This is a genomic window from Streptomyces sp. NPDC104814, assembly GCF_055583185.1.
Genome location: NZ_JBVJOL010000006.1, coordinates 73,685 through 93,306, shown reverse-complemented (window position 1 = coordinate 93,306; position 19,622 = coordinate 73,685). Strand labels below are relative to the sequence as shown.

Below are 19,622 nucleotides of genomic sequence, written 5' to 3'. Positions count from 1 at the left end.
ACCAACCACCTTCCTACAACGGATCGTCCGGCACGTTCCTGCCGGTAGAAGGGGGCCCATTCACCATGGCCACTGTCACGTTCGACAAGGCGACCCGGATCTACCCGGGTTCCACCAAGCCCGCCGTCGACGCCCTGGACATCGAGATCGCCGACGGGGAGTTCCTCGTCCTGGTCGGTCCGTCCGGCTGCGGCAAGTCCACCTCCCTGCGGATGCTCGCGGGCCTGGAGGACGTCAACGGCGGCGCGATCCGCATCGGCGACCGCGATGTGACGCACCTGCCGCCGAAGGACCGGGACATCGCCATGGTGTTCCAGAACTACGCGCTCTACCCGCACATGACGGTCGCCGACAACATGGGCTTCGCGCTCAAGATCGCCGGCGTCAACAAGGCGGAGATCCGGCAGAAGGTCGAGGAGGCCGCGAAGATCCTCGACCTCACCGAGTACCTGGACCGCAAGCCGAAGGCCCTCTCCGGCGGTCAGCGCCAGCGTGTGGCGATGGGCCGCGCGATCGTCCGCGAGCCGCAGGTCTTCCTCATGGACGAGCCGCTGTCCAACCTGGACGCCAAGCTCCGTGTGTCGACGCGTACGCAGATCGCGTCCCTGCAGCGCCGCCTCGGCATCACCACGGTCTACGTCACCCACGACCAGGTCGAGGCCCTCACCATGGGCGACCGCGTCGCGGTCCTCAAGGACGGTCTGCTCCAGCAGGTCGACACCCCGCGCAACATGTACGACAAGCCCGCCAACCTCTTCGTGGCCGGCTTCATCGGCTCCCCGGCGATGAACCTCGTCGAGGTCCCGATCACCGACGGCGGCGTGAAGTTCGGCAACAGCGTGGTGCCGGTCGACCGGGACGCGCTGGCCGCCGCCACCGACAAGACGGTCACCGTCGGCGTCCGCCCCGAGCACTTCGACGTGGCCGGCCCCGACTCCGACCTCGGTGTCGCGGTCACCGTCAACGTCGTCGAGGAGCTCGGCTCCGACGCGTTCGTCTACGGCACCGCCAAGGTCGGCGCCGAGTCCAAGGACCTCGTGGTCCGCGTGGGCGGCCGCGAGGTGCCGGAGAAGGGCAGCACGCTGCACGTCGTGCCGCGCTCCGGCGAGACCCACGTGTTCTCCACGTCGACGGGCGCGCGCCTGTCGGACTGACCATCCGGCGCATGATTCACCCAGGTTGACGACAAGGGCCCCGCGAACTGGAGCGGGGCCCTTGTCGTTGTCGACAAATACCCCGGCAAAAGCACCCCTTTCGAACCCCGTACGTCAACCTGCCACCGCGAAATCCCCCCTCGCTCGTCCCCCGAACAGGTGACTAAATGTCGCCAAATCATTACCGGGCGCTACCCTCACACGCGTGAAGCACTCCACCACCCAACAGACGCGACGCGGTCACCGGGGCCCCGCCCGCCGCATCGGCCGCTCCCTCGCCCTCGTCCTGCCCGTCGTCCTGGTGCTCTCCGGGACCCTCGCGGTCACCCGGGTCAACTGGTCCGGGGACCCCTCGGACTCGGTGCTCACCGCCACCGACGTGACGCGCGCGACGGACGCCAAGAACTCCGCCCCCCGCGCGCCCCAGGACCTCCTGCGCGACCAGCTCCTCACCGAGCTCCAGCAGAAGGACCCCGGCATCGCCCTCACCCACCTCCAGCAGGTCGTCAACGACCGGCCGTCCCTGGCCAGGCACTGCACCTCCATCGCCCGGGCCCTGGGCCGCGCCGCGGTCCGCATCTACGGCCCGTCCCGCGCCCAGTCCTTCGCCCGCCCGGTCTGCGACACGTCGTACGCCTCGGGCATCCTGGCGGCCCACAGCTGACGCCCGCACCACATGCCACGGCGTCCTCCGCACCCGCGTACGGCGGGATGGGGGCGTGGTGGGGGGTGTCCGCCCGCAGCGTCCGGCACCGGCACACGGTGAGTCCGTCGGAAACAGGCGGCCGGACCGAGGACGGACACCCCCCACCGCGGACCCCGACCAGCACTCGCGGCGGGCGCGACAGCGACCGCCCACGGGCAGTGACGGGCCGCCGCAGGCACCAAGGGGCGCGGGGAACGGCGCGAGCAACCACCCACGCACCCGCGGAGGGGAGACGACCAGCCGCCACGAACCGGCACCGGGCGCCGCGGGCACCCGCACAGCCGGCCGCAGGCACCCCGCCGTAGTCTTCCGGCATGACCCATCCGCACGCCCTGACCCGCCCCACCCAAGCCGTCATCCTGGCCGGAGGCCAAGGTTCCCGGCTGCGCCCCTACACCGACGACCGGCCCAAGCCGATGGTCGAGATCCCCGGGACGGGCACGCCCATCATCGGCCACCAGCTCACCTGGCTCGCCGAAGAGGGCGTCACCGACGTGGTCGTCTCCTGCGGCCACCTCGCCGACGTGCTCGAGCAGTGGCTCACGTCGGCCGACCTGCCCGTGCGCGTCACCACCGTCGTCGAGGCGGAGCCCCTCGGCCGTGGTGGCGGCCTGAAGTTCGCCGCCGCGCACCTGCCGCACCCGGACCGCCCCTGGTACGCCACCAACGGCGACATCTGGACCCGGTTCTCGCTGCGCGACATGGCCGACTTCCACACCGAGCGCGACGCCATGGCGACGCTCGCCCTCGCCCGCCCCCGCATTCCCTGGGGCGCCGTGCAGACCGACGGCTTCGGCCACATCACCGACTTCATCGAGGCCCCGCCGTCCACGTTCGAGATCAACGCGGGCGTCTACGTGTTCTCCCCGGCCTTCGCCGGTCTCCTCCCCGAGCGCGGGGACCACGAGCGCACCACGTTCCCGCACCTGGCCCGGGAGCGCCGCCTGGCCGGCTTCCCGATCCCCCAGGGCGCCTATTGGCGGGCGATCGACACGGCGAAGGACCTGACCGAGGCGGCCAAGGAACTGGCGGCCCTGGGCCGCTGACGCCACCGCCCCCGACATCCGCCGCACGCGGCCACCTCACCGCACCGCAGCCGCGCCACGCGGCCACCTCACCGCACCGCAGCTGCCGCACGGGGCAGGCGGCCACCGCACCGCACTCACCGCACCACGGCCACCGCACCGCGCACCGATGGGCCCTGCACACCACGCGCGGGGCCCATCGTCGTACCGGCCGTCGGGTCGGCCGAAGGATCGTCGCAGGATTCGGCCGGTGGGCTACCCGAGCATGTCGCCCACCGGCCCGGTTACCCCAACAGGCCGCCCACGAGGCCGGACTGGCCTGAGGAGGAGCCGGAGCCACCGGAGGAGGACGACCCGGAGCCGCCGCCGCTGCCGCTGCCGCTGCCGCCGGACGACCCGGAGCCGCCCGACGCGCCGCCCCCGGAGGTCGGCCCGGAGCTGGTGCTCGGGCCCTGACCGGTCGGCGAGGAGTGCCGTGACGGCGCCTGCCCGCCGCTGCCCTGCGTCTGGCTGGGCGCCCCGCCGGTCGCCGTACCGGAGGAACGCGTCGCCCCCGGCTTGTGGGTCTCGTGCTTGGGGCCGGAGGAAGCCGCCCCCCGCGTCGGCGCGGCGGACGCGGACGGCGTGTGCCGCCGGGTGTGCTCACCGGGCCGCTGCGGCAGCGGCGAGCCGGGCAGTTCGTTGCGCGGGGCCTCGCCGGGCCCGGGCGCGACGACCCGGTCGGCGTCGCGCACGGCACCGCCCAGCAGCGAACCGACGAGCAGCGTCAGCCCGGTGACGACCGCGGTGATCAGCGCACCGCGGCGCAGCACATAGCGCCGCAGCTCCCAGATGTCGGAGCGCGGCCCGAGCCGCCGCCAGGCACTCGCGGCGAGGCGGCCGTCGACGGAGTAGACGGGGGCGCCGGCGATGACCAGCGGGGACCAGGCGGCGAGGTAGATGATGTCGGGGGCGTCGTAGACGGGGACCGTCTTCCAGCTGACGGTGACGATGAGCGCGGCCGACAGCAGCGCGCCGACCACGGCGGCGACCCGCTGCCAGCAGCCCAGGACGGTCAGCACGCCGACCACCACCTGGAGGAAGGCGATGACGAGGCCGGAGCCGACGGGGTGGTGGAGGGCGAACTGGCGCAGCGGTTCGGCGACCTCCCAGGGGTGCAGGGTGTCGAGCCACTTGACCATGGAGCCGCGCTTGCCGCCGTCGAAGTAGACGGGGTCGCACAGCTTGCCCATGCCGGCGTAGATGGTGATGAAGCCGAGGAAGATGCGCAGCGGGAGCAGGACGACGCCGAGGTTCATCCGGCGGTGCGGGTAGTACGCGTGCCGCGCGGGGTCGTCGCCGTGGCGCCGGCCGCGGGTGTCCGCGTCGCCGTCCTCGCCCCGGTCGGCGACGTCGCCGAAGCCGCCGTGTCCGCCATCGCCGTAGCCGGGCTCACCGGGCTCGTCGTAGACGCTGCCGACGCTGCGCATGGCGGGGAGCAGGCGGGTGCCCGCGCCGTCCTCGGAGGTGCGCTGGGCGCCGACGACGGGCGTCTCGACGGTCTGCTCCAGCTCGTCGTAGCCGGCGTAGCCCTCGTGGGCGGGCGAGACGCGGGGCAGCACCTGGGTGGCTCCGGCGTCGCCGGCGGCGGGCTCGGCGTGGCCGACGCTGCCGGCCCGCACGGCCTGGAGCAGGCGGTGGGCGCCGGTGTCGTCGGGGTCGGACCTGCCGCTCCAGACGACGGCTCGCCGACGGGCGGCGCCGGCGGCCGCGGCGGCGGGCACGCGCGCGGTGTCCTGACCGGCGCTCAAGTGCCGCGCGATCCGCGGGGACCGGGTGCGCACGGACGACGCACCCAACTGCACGCGGAAGCTCGCGTGGCTCACGATGATCTGCGCCGGATCGCTCGGCACCTTCACCATGCTCAGCGCGGGAGCGTCGTCGTAACCCGACGAGCGGTCCCCCGTGGGTGTGCGGGGTGTTCTGGTGTCCACACTCATCTAACCGAGTGACGCCGAGATAGGACACTGCCTTGACCGCGTGGATCTGTCCGGACCCCGTCAAGGTTGTCCGGACAGCCCGTAATCCCCCGTGTGGGCGATATCAGCGAACAGACATTCAGGCGCGTCGCGACGCGGCCTCGTAGAGGACGATGCCCGCGGCGACACCGGCGTTGAGCGACTCGGCCCCGCCCGGCATCGGGATGCGCACCCGGAAGTCACAGGTCTCGCCGACCAGCCGCGACAGTCCCTTGCCCTCGCTGCCGACGACGATGCACACCGGCCCGCCGAGTGCCTCCAGCTCACCGAGCTCGACGTCCCCGTCGGCGGCCAGGCCGACGACGACGATCCCGGCCTTCTTGTACGCCTCGAGCGCCCGCGTCAGGTTCGTCGCCCGCGCGACCGGCGTCCGGGCGGCCGTACCGGCGGACGTCTTCCAGGCACCGGCGGTCATGCCGGCCGCACGCCGCTCGGGCACGACGACACCGTGGCCGCCGAAGGCGGAGACGGACCGCACGACGGCACCGAGGTTGCGCGGGTCGGTCACGCCGTCCAGGGCGACGATCAGCGGGTCCTCGCCCTCGTCCGCGGCGGCGTCGGCGAGGTCCTCGGGATGGGCGTACTCGTACGGCGGGATCTGCAGGACGAGGCCCTGGTGGTTGAGCCCGTTGGTCATCCGGTCCAGCTCGGGACGCGGGGCCTCCATCAGGTGGATGCCACCGCGCTCCGCGGCGAGCTGCAGCGCCTCGCGCACCCGCTCGTCGTTGTCGATGAACTGCTGCACGTACAGCGTGGTGGCGGGCACCCCCTCGCGCAGCGCCTCGTAGACCGGGTTGCGGCCGACGACCAGCTCGGAGGCGGACTTGCCGCCGCCCCGGCGCTGCGGCGCACGGCTCTGCGCGCGCCGGGCCTTCGCCTGCGCCGCACGCTGCTTGGCGTGTCCCTTGCGCATCTCGGCGGGCGGAGTCGGGCCCTTGCCCTCCAGGCCCCGGCGCCGCTGGCCGCCACTGCCGACCTGCGCGCCCTTCTTGCCGGACATGCGACGGTTGTTCGCGGCCATGACCTACCTGTCTCCGTGATGCGTTGATGTACGTACGTCAGTGCAAGTGTGCCGCCCGGAGCCCCGGGCGGCACACTCGCGGTGTTCTAGCGGGCTCCGAGGCTCCACCGCGGGCCCTGCGGGCTGTCCTCGACGACCAGCCCGGACTGCGCCAGCTGGTCCCGGATGGCGTCCGCGGTCGCCCAGTCCTTGCGCGCCCGGGCGGACTCGCGCTGCTCCAGGACCAGGCGGACGAGGCTGTCGACGACGCCGTGCAGATCGTCGCCCCGGTCACTCTCGCCGGCCCACTGCTCGTCGAGCGGGTCGAGCCCGAGGACGCCCAGCATGGCCCGCACCTCGGCGAGCCGCGCGACGGCGGCGTCCTTGTCGTCGGCGGCCAGCGCGCTGTTGCCCTGGCGGACCGTCGTATGGATCACGGCGAGCGCCTGCGGCACACCGAGGTCGTCGTCCATGGCCTCGGCGAAGGCGGGCGGCACGTCGGCGGCGGGCTCGACCTGGCCGGCCTTCTCCACGACCCGCTGCACGAAGCCCTCGATACGGGCGAACGCGGACTCGGCCTCGCGCAGCGACTCCTCGCTGTACTCGATGGTCGAGCGGTAGTGCGGCGTGCCGAGGTAGTACCGCAGCACGATGGGCCGCCACTGCTTGACCATCTCGCTGACGAGCACGGAGTTGCCCAGCGACTTGGACATCTTCTCGCCGCTCATGGTGACCCAGGCGTTGTGCAGCCAGTACCGGGCGAAGTCGTCGCCGTAGGCCTTGGCCTGGGCGATCTCGTTCTCGTGGTGCGGGAAGATCAGGTCGAGGCCGCCGCCGTGGATGTCGAAGGCGGACCCCAGGTACTTGTGCGCCATGGCGGAGCACTCCAGGTGCCACCCGGGACGCCCCGGCCCCCACGGCGTCTCCCAGCTCGGCTCGCCCGGCTTGACGGCCTTCCACATGGCGAAGTCACGCGGGTCACGCTTGCCGGTGATGCCCTCCTCGGCGGGCTGGCGCATCTCGTCCAGGTCCTGCCGGGACAGCTCCAGGTACGACGGCCACGAGCGGACGTCGAAGTAGACGCTGCCGTCGGCCTCGTAGGCGTGCCCGCGCTCGATGAGCGTGCGCATCATCTCGACCATCTCCGTGACATGGCCGGTGGCACGCGGCTCGTACGTCGGCGGCAGGCAGCCGAGGGCCTTGTAGCCGTCGTTGAAGGCCCGCTCGTTCTCGTACCCGATGGACCACCAGGGGCGGCCCTGCTCGGCGGCCTTCCCGATGATCTTGTCGTCGATGTCGGTGACGTTGCGGATGAAGGTGACGTCGTAGCCGCGGTAGGCGAACCAGCGGCGCAGGATGTCGAAGTTCAGCCCCGAGCGGATGTGCCCGATGTGCGGGGCCGCCTGCACGGTGGCGCCACACAGGTAGATCGACACACAACCCGGCGTGAGGGGGGTGAAGTCACGGATCTGCCGGGCACTGGTGTCGTACAGGCGAATAGTCACGCATCCAGAGTAGTGGGCCCACGGCAATGCCAGGCGCCGATGCGGGCTGCGGGGGCGCTTTCGTGACCTGCGCCTCCGGCGGGGCTCAAGGGTGACTGGTCCGGGCGTCCACCCGTGCCGGCGTGACGGCCGCCCGGGCGTGGGGACGCTCACGGACGCCGGCGGGGTTCCGCAGGAACCCAGGGCGCGGTGAACCGCGCCGGCGGGGTTCCGCAGGAACCCAAGGGCGCGGGGAACCGCGCGACCAGCCACCCACCGCCCGCACACGACGACGCACCCCGCGCCGCAGGGGGCTCTCAGCCCGTCCGGGCCACCAGCGCGGTGGCCACGGCCATGAGGCCCTCCCCCCGCCCGGGGAACCCGAGACCGTCCGTCGTCGCCCCGGAGACCGACACCTCGGCCCCCACCACCGACGACAGCAGCTCCTCCGCCTCGGCACGCCGCTTGCCGATCTTCGGCCGCGCCCCGATCACCTGCACCGCGACGTTCCCGATGACGAACCCCGCCTCGCGCACGATCCGCGCCGCCTCCGCCAGCAGCGTCACCCCGGACGCCCCCGCCCACTCCGGCCGCCCGGTGCCGAAGTGCTGCCCGAGGTCCCCCAGCCCCGCCGCGGAGAACAACGCGTTGCACGCCGCGTGCGCGACGACGTCCGCGTCGGAGTGCCCGGCGAGCCCCGGCCCCTCCCCTTCCCACTTCAGCCCCGCGCACCACAGCTCACGCCCTTCCTCGAAGGCGTGGATGTCGGTACCGATGCCCACCCGCGGAAGCAGCGGCACAGCCGCGGGCCCGCGCACGGCCTCAGAACCCATCGTTCAGCCTCCGCCGCGCGAGAACCGCCTCCGCCAGCACCAGATCCAGCGGCCGCGTCACCTTGAACGCCTCCTCGTGCCCCGGCACGACCACCACCCGCTCCCCGAGCTGCTCGACCATGCTCGCATCGTCGGTCACCTCGCCGGTCACGCTCTCGTGCGCGCGCACCAGCGTCCCCCGGTCGAAGCCCTGCGGCGTCTGCACGGCCCGCAGCCGCGCCCGGGACGGCGTGGCCAGCACCGGCTCGGGCTCCCCCGCCACCGCCGCCGGCTCCACTTCCTTCACGGTGTCCGCGAGCGGCAGCGCCGGAACGACGGCCACCGCACCGCCCCGCACCGCCTCGATCACCGCGTCCACCGTGTCCACGGGCACCAGCGGCCGGGCCGCGTCGTGGACCAGCACGATGCCGTACTCGTCCGGCAGCGCGTCCAGGCCGAGCTTCACGGACTCCTGGCGCGACTCTCCGCCCGGCACCACGAGGAAGTCCGTCCTCCCCCAGCTGGCGCCGGGGGGACCCCCGGGCAGCGCGTGCGCGTCGAGCAGGCTCTTGACCTCCCCGGCGCCGTCCGGCGGTGCGACCACGACGACGAGGGAGACAAACCGCGACGCCGCCATGGCACGCACCGCGTGCACCAGCATCGGTGTGCCGCTCAGCGCGCGCAGCGCCTTGGGGGCGCCGGGCCCCAGGCGTACGCCGCGACCTGCGGCCGGAATCACCACGGCCGTACGCGGCTCAATGGCTGAAGGACGCGAAACGTCAGACATCGGTTCCTGTCAGGTTTGTGTGCTCGGCCCCGGTGGGTATGGCCTCACCGTGCCGGGCCCGCGACGCTCTGACCGGACCCTTCCGTGACCCTGGTCGAGCCGGCGGCCCGACCCCGGCGCATCGGTATCGGGGGGCGCGTCCCCTGATCAGGACGACGGCTCGACAGGGACGACAGCAGGACCGCAGCGACGTCACGTGCGCGGATAGGGAAACGTACGAGACGTAAGCGTACGCAGCGACAGGCGTACGCGGCGACGGAACGAACATGCCGCAGCGCCCGGCGACACAGTCAGGTCATCGGGCACCGCGGCATTCACACCGTGCTGAACTGAGGCGGACAGGGCCGCGTCAGGACGCGAGAACCTCGTCGAGGAGGGCCTCGGCCTTGTCCTCGTTCGTGTTCTCCGCGAGGGCGAGCTCGCTCACCAGGATCTGCCGCGCCTTGGCGAGCATGCGCTTCTCACCTGCGGAGAGTCCACGCTCGCGCTCACGACGCCACAGGTCACGCACGACTTCCGCGACCTTGATGACATCGCCGGAGGCGAGCTTCTCCAGATTTGCCTTGTAACGACGGGACCAGTTCGTGGGCTCCTCGGCGTACGGAGCGCGCAGCACCTCGAAGACCCGGTCCAGCCCGTCCTGACCGACCACATCACGCACGCCGACGAACTCCGCATTGTCCGCTGGCACACGTACCGTCAGGTCACCCTGGGCGACCTTCAGCACCAAGTAGGTCTTGTCCACGCCTTTGATCTGGCGAGTTTCGATAGCCTCGATCAGCGCGGCCCCGTGATGGGGATAGACCACGGTGTCGCCAACCTTGAACGTCATGTGACAGGTACCCCTTCCGTGGCTATCCAGGGTAACACGGATACGGCGTCTTCTGAATGGCGTTTTCGCAGGTCAGGGCATATCTCGGGGCTTGACAACAGCGACGGGGACGTGCTGCGGCGGGCGAGCGGAGGCAGGTATTCGCAGGTGGGAGCCGCTTCCCGGGGCGCAGGAAACACGCCCGTCACAGCCTCCGGGAGGCTCCCGCACAGGGTCGAACATCCACAAATGTCCGGTTCCGTGTGTGCGACTTGCGCTACTCCGTTCGGCCGACCGGAGGCGCTTACGCGCCGAATCCGGAATTGATCACGACGTCCCCGGAAGGCACCCGGAAGGCGCCGGGAAGCGACCCGGAACGAAGCGGGAAGGAACAGGGAGTGGAAGCGGGAAGGCGGCCGGAAGGGAGCCGGCTCATCCCGGCGTGATCAATTTCGGTGACGGCCGTGCATTCTTCACGGAATATTCGCCTGCGGCACGACGAAGACCTGCGGCGACTTACGTGAATGGCGTACGAAGCCAGTGCTCAAAGTGACTCGTGAGTCAGAAGTGACACGGTGACGGCTGCGAGGTCAGCCGCCGACGGGGCCCGCTCCCCGTACCGCCTGCCGGGCGATCCGCGGGCTCCGGGGAGGGTCGGGTGCGGCGGCGCGGGAACGGCTCGATAACCTAAGCGCGCTGACTGACCCTTAGGGCGGCTTTACAAGGAAAGCCGCCCCTGCGTTCAAGGAGTTGCCGCCGCCGTGAGCAGCAGCCTTCGACGCGGCGCCCTCGCCGCCTCCGTCACCGCCCTCTCGATCGCCTCGCTGGCCGCCTGCGGCTCCGGGAACAACGCCCAGACCCTGCAGATCAAGCCGGACAACGCCGCCACGAGCGTCGGTGACATCAAGATCCAGAACGCGCTCGTCATCACCCAGCCCGACCGTGAGTCCACCGGCCCGGCCGCGATCTCCGCCACCCTGTACAACTCGGGCCCGGCCGACGAGACCCTGGAGACCGTCAAGGTGGAGGGCGTCGCCCAGCCGGCCGACCTCAAGGCCGCCAAGGGCAACGGCAAGGTGATCGTCCCCGCCGGCGGTTCTGTCGTCATCGGCGGCAAGGGCAACGCCGCGGCCACCCTGCACGGCAGCCGCGAGGCCACGCAGGACGGCAGCGTCCAGAACATCACCTTCACGTTCAGCAAGGCCGGGAACGTGACCCTGAGCGGCTACATCGTGCCGGCCAAGAGCTACTTCTCCGAGTGGGGCCCGAGCGAGGTGCCGAGCGCCCCGGCGCAGAGCCCGGCCCAGAAGCCCTCCGGCTCCCCGTCCGGCTCGCCGTCGCCGAACACCTCGAAGTCGCCCTCCGGCACCCCGACCGACCAGGCGTCCGCGAGCACCTCGCCGTCGGCCGGTCACTGAGTCGTCGCGGTACGGGCGTACCGCTTCCACGGCCGCATACGGCGAAGGGCGGCACCCCCGCACGGGGTGCCGCCCTTCGCCGTATGCGGAGATCCGGCAGCCGCGGTCTACGGCTCGAACTTGTAGCCCAGGCCGCGCACCGTCACCAGGTAGCGCGGCGCGCCCGGGTCCGGCTCGATCTTGGCGCGCAGCCGCTTGACGTGGACGTCGAGGGTCTTGGTGTCGCCGACGTAGTCCGCGCCCCAGACGCGGTCGATGAGCTGCATCCGGGTCAGCACGCGGCCCGCGTTGCGCAGCAGCATCTCGAGCAGGTCGAACTCCTTCAGCGGCAGGTCGACCTTGGAGCCGCCGACCGTGACCACGTGCCGGTCGACGTCCATGCGGACCGGGCCGGCCTCCAGCGCGGCCGGGGCGACCTCCTCCGGCTCGCCGCGGCGGCGCAGCACCGCGCGGATACGGGCGACCAGCTCGCGCGAGGAGAAGGGCTTGGTCACGTAGTCGTCGGCCCCTATCTCCAGGCCGACGACCTTGTCGATCTCGCTGTCCTTGGCGGTCACCATGATCACCGGGACGTTGGAGCGGCCGCGCAGCTGACGGCACACCTCCGTACCGGGCAGACCCGGCAGCATCAGGTCGAGGAGGACGAGGTCGGCGCCGTTGCGCTCGAACTCGTCGAGTCCGTCGGGGCCGGTGGCTGCCACGGCCACCTCGAAGCCCTCCTTGCGGAGCATGTACGACAGGGCGTCGGAGAAGGACTCCTCGTCCTCGACGACGAGCACTCGGGTCACGGAAGGACCTCCGGGGCGGAAAGCGTTTCGTACGCGGATGAGTCGGGGGTGTGGGACGAGCCGCGCGACGGCACGGCGGACCGGCCGGCCCCGTCGGGGCCGTCCTCGCCTTCGAGGTCGGGGTGCTGGTGGGCGCGCTCGCGGCCCGCACCCGCCTCCGGCAGTCGCAGGGTGAAGGTGGAGCCCTGTCCCTCGGCGCTCCACACCGTGACCTCCCCGCCGTGCGAGGCGGCCACGTGTTTGACGATGGCGAGGCCCAGGCCGGTGCCTCCGGTGGCACGGGAGCGGGCCGGGTCGACGCGGTAGAAGCGCTCGAAGATGCGCTCCTTGTCCTTGTCGGAGATGCCGATGCCCTGGTCGGTCACGGCGATCTCGATCATGTCCCCGCCGGGTGCGGTGAGCCGCCGGGCGGCGATGCCGACGCGGGTGCGGGCCGGGGAGTAGTTGACGGCGTTCTCGACGAGGTTGCCGAGGGCGGCGGCGAGCTGCCCGCGGTTGCCCCACACGGCCAGGTCCGCCGTACCGCCGGCGGCCATGGTGATCTGCTTGGTCCCCGCCTGGTGGCGGCAGCGGTCGATGGCCTCGGCGACGAGTTCGTCGACGCGGACCGGCTCGGCGTCCTCCAGCGGGTCGTCGTTCTGCACCCGGGACAGGTCGATGAGTTCCTGGACCAGGTTGGTCAGCCGGGTCGCCTCGATCTGCATGCGCCCGGCGAACCGCTGCACGGCCTCCGGGTCGTCGGAGGCGTCCATGACGGCCTCGGACAGCAGGGAGAGCGCGCCGACCGGTGTCTTCAGCTCATGGCTCACGTTCGCCACGAAGTCCCGCCGGACCGCCTCGATGCGCCGGGCCTCGGTGAGGTCCTCGACGAGCAGCAGCACCAGCCGCGACCCGAGCGGCGCGACCCGCGCGGAGACGGCGAGCGCCTCCCCGCGTCCGGTGCCCCTGCGGGGAAGGTCGAGCTCGACCTGTCGTATCTCCCCGTCCCTGCGGGTGTCGCGGGCCATCTGGAGCATCGGCTCCACGGAGAGCCGGCCGCCGCGCACCAGCCCGAGGGCGTACGCGGCGGAGCTGGCCTTGACCACGGCGTCCGCCTCGTCCAGGACGACGGCGGAGGAGCGGAGTACGGACAGGACGGTGTCGACGCCGGGCGGGAGCACGGCCTCGGTGTGCAACGAGGTACGAGTGGGGCGCTTCTGCTCCCGCTCGCTCCAGCGGAACGCCAGCATGGCGATCACACCGGTGAGCACCCCGGCGATCGCAGCCGCTGCGGCGACCGCCGCGTTCACGTCCATGCCACCAGGTTAGGCATGGGATCCGACATGCCCACAGCCGTCCGGGTGTCAGCTCGAACACTCGTCGCCCAGAGTTCACCTTGGGGCCAGGATTGGTTCATTCGGGGTCGCGGAACCGGACGCGTAAGGGCCGGAACGTGGGAGCGTGGGACCGGGAGCCCTGCCCGGAACCCCGGACGACACGCACGAGAGGGAACCTGATGCGGGACGCGTACCACGAGGAACTGGACTCGATCGGCGACGGTCTGGTGGAGATGACCCGGCTGGTCGGATCGGCGATCGGGCGCGCCACGACCGCCATCCTGGACGCCGATCTGAAGCTGGCGGAGAGCGTCATCGAGGCCGACCAGAAGGTCGACGAACTGCAGCACGACCTGGAGGCACGGGCCATAGCGCTGCTGGCACGGCAGCAGCCGGTGGCCACGGATCTGCGGATCGTGGTCACCTCGCTGCGCATGAGCGCCGACCTGGAGCGCTCCGGCGACCTGGCCCAGCACGTGGCCAAGCTCGCCCGGCTGCGCTTCCCGGCGCGGGCGGTGCCGCAGGACATCCACGCCACGATCCTGGAGATGGGCCAGCTCGCACAGCGCCTGATGGCCAAGGCGGCCGAGGTGATCATCACCAAGGACGTCGACCTGGCGCTCCAGCTGGAGCAGGACGACGACGCGATGGACCTGCTGCACCGCACCCTCTTCCAGCACCTGATCGACGACCGCTGGAAGCACGGCATCGAGACCGCCGTCGACGTCACCCTGCTGGGCCGCTACTACGAGCGCTACGCCGACCACGCGGTCGCCGTCGCCAAGCGGGTGGTGTACCTGGTCACGGGCGAGCACGCGGACGAGCTCCAGGCGGACATCCAGTCGGTGCCGGGGGCGGAGAGCGCCTGACGCGGATGCTCGCGGGGGCGCGCATCGCAACGCGCGCGCTCGTATGCGCCGTTGATGCGCCCGACGGACGGGGCATGCAATGGGCACAGGCACGAGCCTCGTCGAGGAGGAACCATGGCCGATTCCCCCAGCACGCCCGGTACGCCGTCCGAGCCCACCCAGGAGCGCCCGACCGAACAGCCCGCGCAGATCAGGAACCTCACCCTGATCGGCGCCTGCGGCTGCGGCTCGGGCTGCGGGTGCGGCTGCCAGTCGGGCAACCCGTGCCAGTGCGGCTGACCCGCTGACACGCCACCGAGGACCCCGGTCGCCGCTGCGGCGCCGCCGGGGCCTTCGGCGTGCGCGGCGGCGGGCACGAGCGGAGCATGAGGAGGAGAAAACGCACCCGCGGCAGAAGGAGGTGCGGACCATGCCCGAGTTCATGGACGTCCACCACGGCATGAAGGGCATCACGGCGGACCAGTTGATGGAGGCGCACCGGGCCGACCTCGCCATCGAAGGGGACGAGAACGTCCACTTCAAGAGCGCCTGGGCGGACCCGGAGTCCGGTGAGGTCTACTGCCTCTCCGAGGCCCCGTCGGCCGAGGCGGTCCAGCGTGTCCACGAACGCGCGGGGCACAAGGCGGACGAGGTGCACGAGGTGCCGCTGTCGGTCTGAGCCGGTCCGCGGCCGGCATGCGCCGTAGCCCTGCCGGTGTGCCCGCGTGCGCGGGGGCTGTTCACGCCCCGGGGGCGCGGAAGGCGACCTGCCGGCGGGTCGCCTGGTCGATCTCCTCGACGGTGAGGAGCGGCGTGGCACGGGTCGTCAGCGCGCCGCTGGCCTTGACGGCGAGGCTGATCGCGGCCATGGAGACGGGGTCGGGGAGGTCGATGACGCAGACCAGGTCGTCCTCCCCGAAGGCGAAGTACATCGCCTCGACCGTCCCGCCGAGTTCGGTGACGACCCGGTCGACGGCGGCGCGGCGGCCGCTCCCCCCTTCTTTGAGGAGCCCCTTCGTGCCGTCGGGCGTGTAGCTGGCCTGAATGAGGAACTTCGGCATGGGGAGGCTCCCGACCCGTCGCTGATCCGATACGCGATACGCGCTCCGCGCTCCGCGCTACGCCAGGGAGCTTCCCGCCCTCGCTCCCGTCCCCACACCCGATGCGCCGGGATTCACTCGTTGGCGCCGCGTGCGGCAGCCGCGGCTCCGGCCACGGCGCACAGGGGACGGCCCAGCCGTCAGGTGCGCCCGCGCCGCACGGGTCCCGGGGCGGGCTCCGGTACGTCCTCGAACGCGAAGGTGTCGTCCTCCCCGAAGTCCGGGGCCTGGAAGGGGTTCGTCGCGGGGGGCGGCGATGCCGCACCGGAGGAGTGGGTGTGCCCGTCCGGGGCGGAGAACATCGGTGTCATTTCGATGGGAGGACTCTCTTTCGTCACAGGCCCCAGAGGGGGCCTGGTGTGCCGTGACCGGGCACAGCGGTCCTACAACTTGGTCATCTTGGCGTACGGGCTCAAGATCCGCATCTGCGCCGTGCCGAAATCCACGAGCGCCGCGATCCCGTCCTCGATGCCGACGACCCGGCCGAGACCGTACACGTCATGGGTGACCTGGTCGCCCAGGGCGAAGTACTTGGGCGCCGGCGCGACCGGGGCTTTGAAAGGACTGGTCGGCAGGTGACGCTTGGGTGCAGCAGGCTTCGTCATGGTTCAGTATGAGCCCACGCACACCCGCTCCGCTGTGGCCACCGGCACAATCCCGCCAGGACCCGCCCGGCGCACGTCACTGACCTGCTGCTTTACGCCCGACCCGGGCTGAAACTCATACGACGAACGACAGGGCCGAGCCCCTGCACATCCCCCCACGCCGCGGCGAGCGAGGGCCCGGGACGGCATCGGGCCACGAAAACGCCCCCGCCCCGCGTGCTGTGCGCGGGCCGGGGGCGTGATCGCGACGGCTACTTCTTCTTGCCCTGGTTCTTCACGGCCTCGATCGCCGCTGCGGCCGCCTCGGGGTCGAGGTACGTGCCGCCCGGGGTGACCGGCTTGAAGTCGGCGTCCAGCTCGTAGGAGAGGGGGATGCCCGTCGGGATGTTCAGGCCCGCGATGTCGGCGTCCGAGATGCCGTCCAGGTGCTTGACCAGGGCGCGCAGGGAGTTGCCGTGGGCGGCGACCAGGACCGTGCGGCCGGTCAGGAGGTCGGGGACGATCGCGTCGTACCAGTACGGGAGCATCCGGGTGACGACGTCCTTGAGGCACTCCGTGTCCGGGCGCAGCTCCGGCGGGATCGTCGCGTAGCGGGCGTCGTGCGCCTGGGAGAACTCGGAGTCGTCCGGCAGCGGCGGCGGCGGGGTGTCGTAGGAGCGGCGCCACAGCATGAACTGCTCCTCGCCGAACTCGGCGAGGGTCTGCGCCTTGTCCTTGCCCTGCAGGGCGCCGTAGTGGCGCTCGTTCAGGCGCCACGAGCGGTGGACCGGGATCCAGTGGCGGTCCGCCGACTCCAGGGCGAGCTGGGCGGTGCGGATGGCGCGCTTCTGGAGGGAGGTGTGGACGACGTCGGGGAGCAGGCCGGCGTCCTTGAGCAGCTCACCGCCGCGCGTCGCCTCCTTCTCGCCCTTCGCGGTCAGGTTGACGTCCACCCAGCCGGTGAACAGGTTCTTCTCGTTCCACTCGCTCTCGCCGTGGCGGAGGAGGATCAGCTTGTACGGTGCGTCGGCCATAAGGATGAGCGTAATCGAAGGCTCTCGGCCGGCGCCCGGGGCGCTCGCAGCGCGGACGGTTGACGAGGTTTGTTAATCGAGTGGTGGCGACCGCATCGACTTTGTAAGTTGCGGTTACCTGTTGCGCCACTTACATCCCTCGGGGGGACCTCCGCCATGCCGTCCGCCGCACTGTCCGACCTCAGACGGGCCGCCCGGGAATCCGTCGCCGGAATGCCCCGCGCCTTCTGGTGGCTGTGGACCAGCACCCTCGTCAACCGGCTCGGCGCCTTCGTGGCCACCTTCATGGCCCTCTACCTGACCCTCGACCGCGGCTACTCCGCCTCCTACGCCGGCCTCGTCGCCTCACTGCACGGGCTGGGCGGCGTCGTCTCCTCGCTGGCGGGCGGGGTCATGGCCGACCGGCTCGGGCGGCGGCCCACCCTGCTCGTCGCGCAGACCGCCACCGCCGCCTCCGTCGCCCTGCTCGGCTTCATGACCGACCCCGTCGCCATCGCCGCCGTCGCCTTCCTCGTCGGGATGACCTCCAACGCCTCCCGGCCCGCGGTGCAGGCGATGATGGCCGACATCGTGCGGCCCGAGGACCGGGTGCGGGCGTTCTCCCTGAACTACTGGGCGATCAACCTCGGCTTCGCCGTCTCCTCCATGGCCGCCGGTTTCATCGCCGAGGTCAGCTATCTGGCCGGCTTCCTCATCGAGGCCGGGATGACGCTGGTGTGCGCGATCGTGGTCTTCCTCAAGCTGCCCGAGTCGCGGCCCGTCCAGCCGGCCGACGGCCCCAAGGCGCCCGACGTCGGCCTCGGGACCGTACTGCGCGACGGGCGGTTCATGGGGGTCGTCGGGCTGTCCTTCCTCGTCGCGCTGATCTTCCAGCAGGGCTCGGTCGGGCTGCCCGTCGCCATGGGCACGGCCGGCTTCGCGCCCGCCGACTACGGACTGGCCATCGCCGTCAACGGCATTCTCATCGTCGTCCTCCAGATCCCCGTCACCCGGTTCATCGAGCACCGCGACCCGCGGCGGCTGCTCGTCGCCTCGTCCCTGCTCGCCGGGTACGGCTTCGGGTTGACCGCCTTCGCCGGGTCGGTCGGCGTGTTCGCGCTCACGGTCTGCGTGTGGACCCTCGCCGAGATCGTCAACGCGCCGACGCAGACCGGTCTCGTCGTGGCGCTGTCGCCGGTGCACGGGCGCGGGCGCTACCAGGGCATGTACACGCTGTCGTGGTCCGTGGCCGCGCTGGTCGCGCCGCTGATGTCGGGCGCGGTGATCGACCGGTACGGGGCCGAGTGGCTGTGGGGCCTCACCGCCCTCGTCGGGACGGTGGCGGGCGCGGGGTACGCCGTGCTGATGCGGCGCCTGCCCCGGCAGGAGCCGGAGCCCGGGCCGGCGCCCGCCGTCGAGGTCGAGGTCACGGATGCATCCGCGCGCCCTTGAGTACCTTGTCCACCGCGTTGCGCGGCCCGTACACCGCCAGCCCCACCAGGTCCAGGGCCGTGGCCGGCACCCCGCGGACCGCCGCCCGGTTGTCGCGGTCGTTGCCCGTGGTGAACAGGTCACCGGTGAAGACGGCCCGTGGCAGCGCGCGGGAGAGCACGCGCGCGTGGGCCGCCGTCAGGGTCTCCTTCGTGCCCTCGAAGACCAGCACCGGCTGGCGGAACATCGGCAGGTAGCCCGTCCCGTCGGCGTCCTCGTACGGCTCCCCGATCACCTCGGGGAGCTGCGTGCCGAGGCCGCTGACCAGGAACGCGGTGACGTTCAGGCGCTGCCAGGTCTCCAGGTCCTCACGCAGCAGGACGGCGATCTTGGTGTCGAAGCGGATCGGTTCGGCGTCGTTCATGGAATGAGACTCGCCGACGTCGTACGGACCCGTCTTGTACGTTCCTTGCATGGCCGCGCAGCGTGAGGTGTCCGCGTGGCGGCCCCGCGTCCCCGGGCTCGTCGAGGTCTTCCACGCCCTCCCCCGAGCTCTTCGAGCAGGGAGGTGCCCCCATCACGGAGTACACCTATCCGATGCACGTCCACGCCGCGTGGACGCTGCTGATCGTCGACGACGGCGCCGTGCGCTATGACATCGAGCGGCACGAGCACGGCACTCTGCGGGACACGGTCTCCCTGCTGCCGCCGCACGTCGCGCACAACGGCGCTCCCGCCACCGCGGACGGCTTCCGCAAGCGGGTCCTCTACCTCGACTCCTCGCGGCTCGGCGAGGACCTGATCGGGGCCGCCGCAGACACCCCCGACCTGCGCGATCCCCTGCTGCGGCGGCGGGTCGGGCAGGTGCACGCGGCGCTCGCCCGGCCCGGCGAGGAGCTGGAGGCGGAGAGCCGGCTGACGCTCGTCGCCGAGCGGCTGCGCGCCCACCTGCGGCCCCGCCTGACCACCGGAACGCCCCGCCCCGACCCGGCGCTCGCCCGCCGGCTGCGTGAACTGCTCGACGCGCGCGTGCCCGAGGGCATCACCCTGGAGGAGGCGGCCCGGGTGGTGCAGGCCCATCCCGCCCACCTCGTGCGGGCGTTCAGCACTGCCTACGGCATCGCACCGCACCAGTACCTGACGTCCCGGCGGGTGGAACGGGCACGGCGGCTGCTGCTCGAGGGACAGCCGGCGAGCACGGTCGCGGCCACTGCCGGCTTCTACGACCAGGCCCATCTGACGCGTCATTTCCGGAAGTTGGTCGGAGTGACGCCGGGCAAATACGCCATTTTGCGCCATGGTTGAAAGCCGCACGCTTCCGTAGTCT

The 19,622-nt window shown here is 71.7% G+C and carries 21 protein-coding genes and 1 pseudogene; 9 read left to right on the top strand and 13 right to left on the bottom strand.

The features are described from left to right. Window positions 1-65 precede the first annotated feature (65 nt). The 3 genes from ACZ64A_RS21085 (at window position 66) to ACZ64A_RS21075 (ending at window position 2,906) form a co-directional block, all read left to right on the top strand. Window positions 66-1,154: an ABC transporter ATP-binding protein gene (locus ACZ64A_RS21085; RefSeq protein ID WP_469812059.1), complete on the top strand. Its 1,089-nt coding sequence runs from the start codon at window positions 66-68 to the stop codon at window positions 1,152-1,154. Window positions 1,155-1,359: 205 nt separating this feature from the next. Further along, window positions 1,360-1,818, top strand: coding sequence for a hypothetical protein (locus tag ACZ64A_RS21080; RefSeq protein ID WP_469812057.1), 459 nt, complete (start codon window positions 1,360-1,362; stop codon window positions 1,816-1,818). Window positions 1,819-2,174: 356 nt separating this feature from the next. After that, a complete protein-coding gene (locus ACZ64A_RS21075) occupies window positions 2,175-2,906 on the top strand; it encodes a nucleotidyltransferase family protein (RefSeq protein ID WP_469812055.1) in 732 nt (243 codons plus the stop codon). 263 nt (window positions 2,907-3,169) lie between these two features. Here ACZ64A_RS21075 and ACZ64A_RS21070 read toward each other — a convergent pair whose 3' ends face one another. From ACZ64A_RS21070 to ACZ64A_RS21045, 6 genes are all read right to left on the bottom strand, one after another. Next, complete coding sequence (locus tag ACZ64A_RS21070; protein ID WP_469812053.1) at window positions 3,170-4,864, bottom strand: DoxX family membrane protein; 1,695 nt, start codon at window positions 4,862-4,864, stop codon at window positions 3,170-3,172. Between the two features lie 118 nt (window positions 4,865-4,982). Then, window positions 4,983-5,924, bottom strand: a complete 942-nt coding sequence (gene rlmB / locus ACZ64A_RS21065) for a 23S rRNA (guanosine(2251)-2'-O)-methyltransferase RlmB (RefSeq protein ID WP_469812051.1) — start codon at window positions 5,922-5,924, stop codon at window positions 4,983-4,985. Window positions 5,925-6,010: 86 nt separating this feature from the next. Further along, the gene (gene cysS / locus ACZ64A_RS21060) at window positions 6,011-7,408 is read right to left on the bottom strand and encodes a cysteine--tRNA ligase (RefSeq protein ID WP_469812049.1); all 1,398 of its coding nucleotides are present in this window, start codon (window positions 7,406-7,408) and stop codon (window positions 6,011-6,013) included. A gap of 296 nt (window positions 7,409-7,704) precedes the next feature. Beyond that, complete coding sequence (gene ispF / locus ACZ64A_RS21055; RefSeq protein ID WP_469812047.1) at window positions 7,705-8,220, bottom strand: 2-C-methyl-D-erythritol 2,4-cyclodiphosphate synthase; 516 nt, start codon at window positions 8,218-8,220, stop codon at window positions 7,705-7,707. Then, on the bottom strand, window positions 8,210-8,986 hold the full coding sequence (ispD, locus tag ACZ64A_RS21050; RefSeq protein WP_469812046.1) for a 2-C-methyl-D-erythritol 4-phosphate cytidylyltransferase: 777 nt from the start codon (window positions 8,984-8,986) through the stop codon (window positions 8,210-8,212). Before ispD ends, ispF begins: the two co-directional genes overlap by 11 nt. Window positions 8,987-9,335: 349 nt before the next feature. Beyond that, window positions 9,336-9,818 carry a CarD family transcriptional regulator gene (locus ACZ64A_RS21045; RefSeq protein ID WP_003953493.1) on the bottom strand — a complete coding sequence of 161 codons (483 nt, stop codon included), beginning with the start codon at window positions 9,816-9,818 and terminating at the stop codon, window positions 9,336-9,338. Window positions 9,819-10,558: 740 nt separating this feature from the next. Here ACZ64A_RS21045 and ACZ64A_RS21040 point away from each other — a divergent pair. Further along, a complete protein-coding gene (locus ACZ64A_RS21040; RefSeq protein WP_469812044.1) occupies window positions 10,559-11,215 on the top strand; it encodes a copper chaperone PCu(A)C domain-containing protein in 657 nt (218 codons plus the stop codon). A 107-nt stretch (window positions 11,216-11,322) separates the two neighbouring features. On the opposite strand, the gene phoP is transcribed toward ACZ64A_RS21040, so the two are convergent. Both phoP and phoR read right to left on the bottom strand, forming a co-directional pair. Beyond that, entirely contained in the window at window positions 11,323-12,003 is a 681-nt protein-coding gene (gene phoP, locus ACZ64A_RS21035) for a two-component system response regulator PhoP (protein ID WP_030734890.1), read from the bottom strand. After that, entirely contained in the window at window positions 12,000-13,298 is a 1,299-nt protein-coding gene (gene phoR / locus ACZ64A_RS21030) for a two-component system sensor histidine kinase PhoR (RefSeq protein WP_469812042.1), read from the bottom strand. Before phoR ends, phoP begins: the two co-directional genes overlap by 4 nt. A 200-nt stretch (window positions 13,299-13,498) precedes the next feature. Between phoR and phoU the strand changes: the two genes are divergently transcribed. The 3 genes from phoU (at window position 13,499) to ACZ64A_RS21015 (ending at window position 14,846) form a co-directional block, all read left to right on the top strand. Then, window positions 13,499-14,188, top strand: a complete 690-nt coding sequence (gene phoU / locus ACZ64A_RS21025) for a phosphate signaling complex protein PhoU (RefSeq protein WP_363263602.1) — start codon at window positions 13,499-13,501, stop codon at window positions 14,186-14,188. A 114-nt stretch (window positions 14,189-14,302) separates the two neighbouring features. Continuing rightward, a complete protein-coding gene (locus ACZ64A_RS21020; RefSeq protein ID WP_469812040.1) occupies window positions 14,303-14,467 on the top strand; it encodes a hypothetical protein in 165 nt (54 codons plus the stop codon). A gap of 130 nt (window positions 14,468-14,597) precedes the next feature. Continuing rightward, window positions 14,598-14,846 (top strand): SCO4226 family nickel-binding protein, encoded by a 249-nt coding sequence (locus ACZ64A_RS21015; RefSeq protein ID WP_469812039.1) that lies wholly within the window; start codon window positions 14,598-14,600, stop codon window positions 14,844-14,846. A 61-nt stretch (window positions 14,847-14,907) separates the two neighbouring features. Here ACZ64A_RS21015 and ACZ64A_RS21010 read toward each other — a convergent pair whose 3' ends face one another. From ACZ64A_RS21010 to ACZ64A_RS20995, 4 genes are all read right to left on the bottom strand, one after another. Continuing rightward, entirely contained in the window at window positions 14,908-15,228 is a 321-nt protein-coding gene (locus ACZ64A_RS21010; protein ID WP_469812037.1) for a GYD domain-containing protein, read from the bottom strand. A gap of 179 nt (window positions 15,229-15,407) precedes the next feature. Continuing rightward, window positions 15,408-15,578 carry a hypothetical protein gene (locus ACZ64A_RS21005; RefSeq protein ID WP_469812035.1) on the bottom strand — a complete coding sequence of 57 codons (171 nt, stop codon included), beginning with the start codon at window positions 15,576-15,578 and terminating at the stop codon, window positions 15,408-15,410. Window positions 15,579-15,650: 72 nt separating this feature from the next. Beyond that, window positions 15,651-15,872: a hypothetical protein gene (locus tag ACZ64A_RS21000; protein WP_469812034.1), complete on the bottom strand. Its 222-nt coding sequence runs from the start codon at window positions 15,870-15,872 to the stop codon at window positions 15,651-15,653. 251 nt (window positions 15,873-16,123) lie between these two features. Then, window positions 16,124-16,885 (bottom strand): phosphoglyceromutase, encoded by a 762-nt coding sequence (locus ACZ64A_RS20995; RefSeq protein WP_469812032.1) that lies wholly within the window; start codon window positions 16,883-16,885, stop codon window positions 16,124-16,126. 156 nt (window positions 16,886-17,041) lie between these two features. Between ACZ64A_RS20995 and ACZ64A_RS20990 the strand changes: the two genes are divergently transcribed. Further along, window positions 17,042-18,316: an MDR family MFS transporter gene (locus tag ACZ64A_RS20990; protein WP_469812031.1), complete on the top strand. Its 1,275-nt coding sequence runs from the start codon at window positions 17,042-17,044 to the stop codon at window positions 18,314-18,316. Here the strand turns inward: ACZ64A_RS20990 and ACZ64A_RS20985 are convergent. Continuing rightward, window positions 18,291-18,719 (bottom strand): DUF2000 family protein, encoded by a 429-nt coding sequence (locus tag ACZ64A_RS20985; protein ID WP_469812029.1) that lies wholly within the window; start codon window positions 18,717-18,719, stop codon window positions 18,291-18,293. The genes ACZ64A_RS20990 and ACZ64A_RS20985 overlap by 26 nt on opposite strands. 49 nt (window positions 18,720-18,768) lie before the next feature. Here ACZ64A_RS20985 and ACZ64A_RS20980 point away from each other — a divergent pair. Continuing rightward, window positions 18,769-19,600: pseudogene (locus ACZ64A_RS20980) on the top strand (AraC family transcriptional regulator). Window positions 19,601-19,622 lie beyond the last annotated feature (22 nt).

Excerpts from the sequence above, each read along its gene's own strand:
- ACZ64A_RS21045 (WP_003953493.1), bottom strand. The coding sequence starts at position 9,818 with ATGACGTTCAAGGTTGGCGACACCGTGGTCTATCCCCATCACGGGGCC.
- phoR (WP_469812042.1), bottom strand. The coding sequence starts at position 13,298 with ATGGACGTGAACGCGGCGGTCGCCGCAGCGGCTGCGATCGCCGGGGTG.
- ACZ64A_RS21015 (WP_469812039.1), top strand. The coding sequence starts at position 14,598 with ATGCCCGAGTTCATGGACGTCCACCACGGCATGAAGGGCATCACGGCG.
- ACZ64A_RS21005 (WP_469812035.1), bottom strand. The coding sequence starts at position 15,578 with ATGACACCGATGTTCTCCGCCCCGGACGGGCACACCCACTCCTCCGGT.
- ACZ64A_RS21000 (WP_469812034.1), bottom strand. The coding sequence starts at position 15,872 with ATGACGAAGCCTGCTGCACCCAAGCGTCACCTGCCGACCAGTCCTTTC.
- ACZ64A_RS21085 (WP_469812059.1), top strand. The coding sequence starts at position 66 with ATGGCCACTGTCACGTTCGACAAGGCGACCCGGATCTACCCGGGTTCC.
- ACZ64A_RS21070 (WP_469812053.1), bottom strand. The coding sequence starts at position 4,864 with ATGAGTGTGGACACCAGAACACCCCGCACACCCACGGGGGACCGCTCG.
- ACZ64A_RS21075 (WP_469812055.1), top strand. The coding sequence starts at position 2,175 with ATGACCCATCCGCACGCCCTGACCCGCCCCACCCAAGCCGTCATCCTG.
- ACZ64A_RS21010 (WP_469812037.1), bottom strand. The coding sequence starts at position 15,228 with ATGCCGAAGTTCCTCATTCAGGCCAGCTACACGCCCGACGGCACGAAG.
- ACZ64A_RS21020 (WP_469812040.1), top strand. The coding sequence starts at position 14,303 with ATGGCCGATTCCCCCAGCACGCCCGGTACGCCGTCCGAGCCCACCCAG.
- ACZ64A_RS20995 (WP_469812032.1), bottom strand. The coding sequence starts at position 16,885 with ATGGCCGACGCACCGTACAAGCTGATCCTCCTCCGCCACGGCGAGAGC.
- ACZ64A_RS20985 (WP_469812029.1), bottom strand. The coding sequence starts at position 18,719 with ATGAACGACGCCGAACCGATCCGCTTCGACACCAAGATCGCCGTCCTG.
- phoU (WP_363263602.1), top strand. The coding sequence starts at position 13,499 with ATGCGGGACGCGTACCACGAGGAACTGGACTCGATCGGCGACGGTCTG.
- ispD (WP_469812046.1), bottom strand. The coding sequence starts at position 8,986 with ATGTCTGACGTTTCGCGTCCTTCAGCCATTGAGCCGCGTACGGCCGTG.
- ACZ64A_RS20990 (WP_469812031.1), top strand. The coding sequence starts at position 17,042 with ATGCCGTCCGCCGCACTGTCCGACCTCAGACGGGCCGCCCGGGAATCC.
- rlmB (WP_469812051.1), bottom strand. The coding sequence starts at position 5,924 with ATGGCCGCGAACAACCGTCGCATGTCCGGCAAGAAGGGCGCGCAGGTC.
- ispF (WP_469812047.1), bottom strand. The coding sequence starts at position 8,220 with ATGGGTTCTGAGGCCGTGCGCGGGCCCGCGGCTGTGCCGCTGCTTCCG.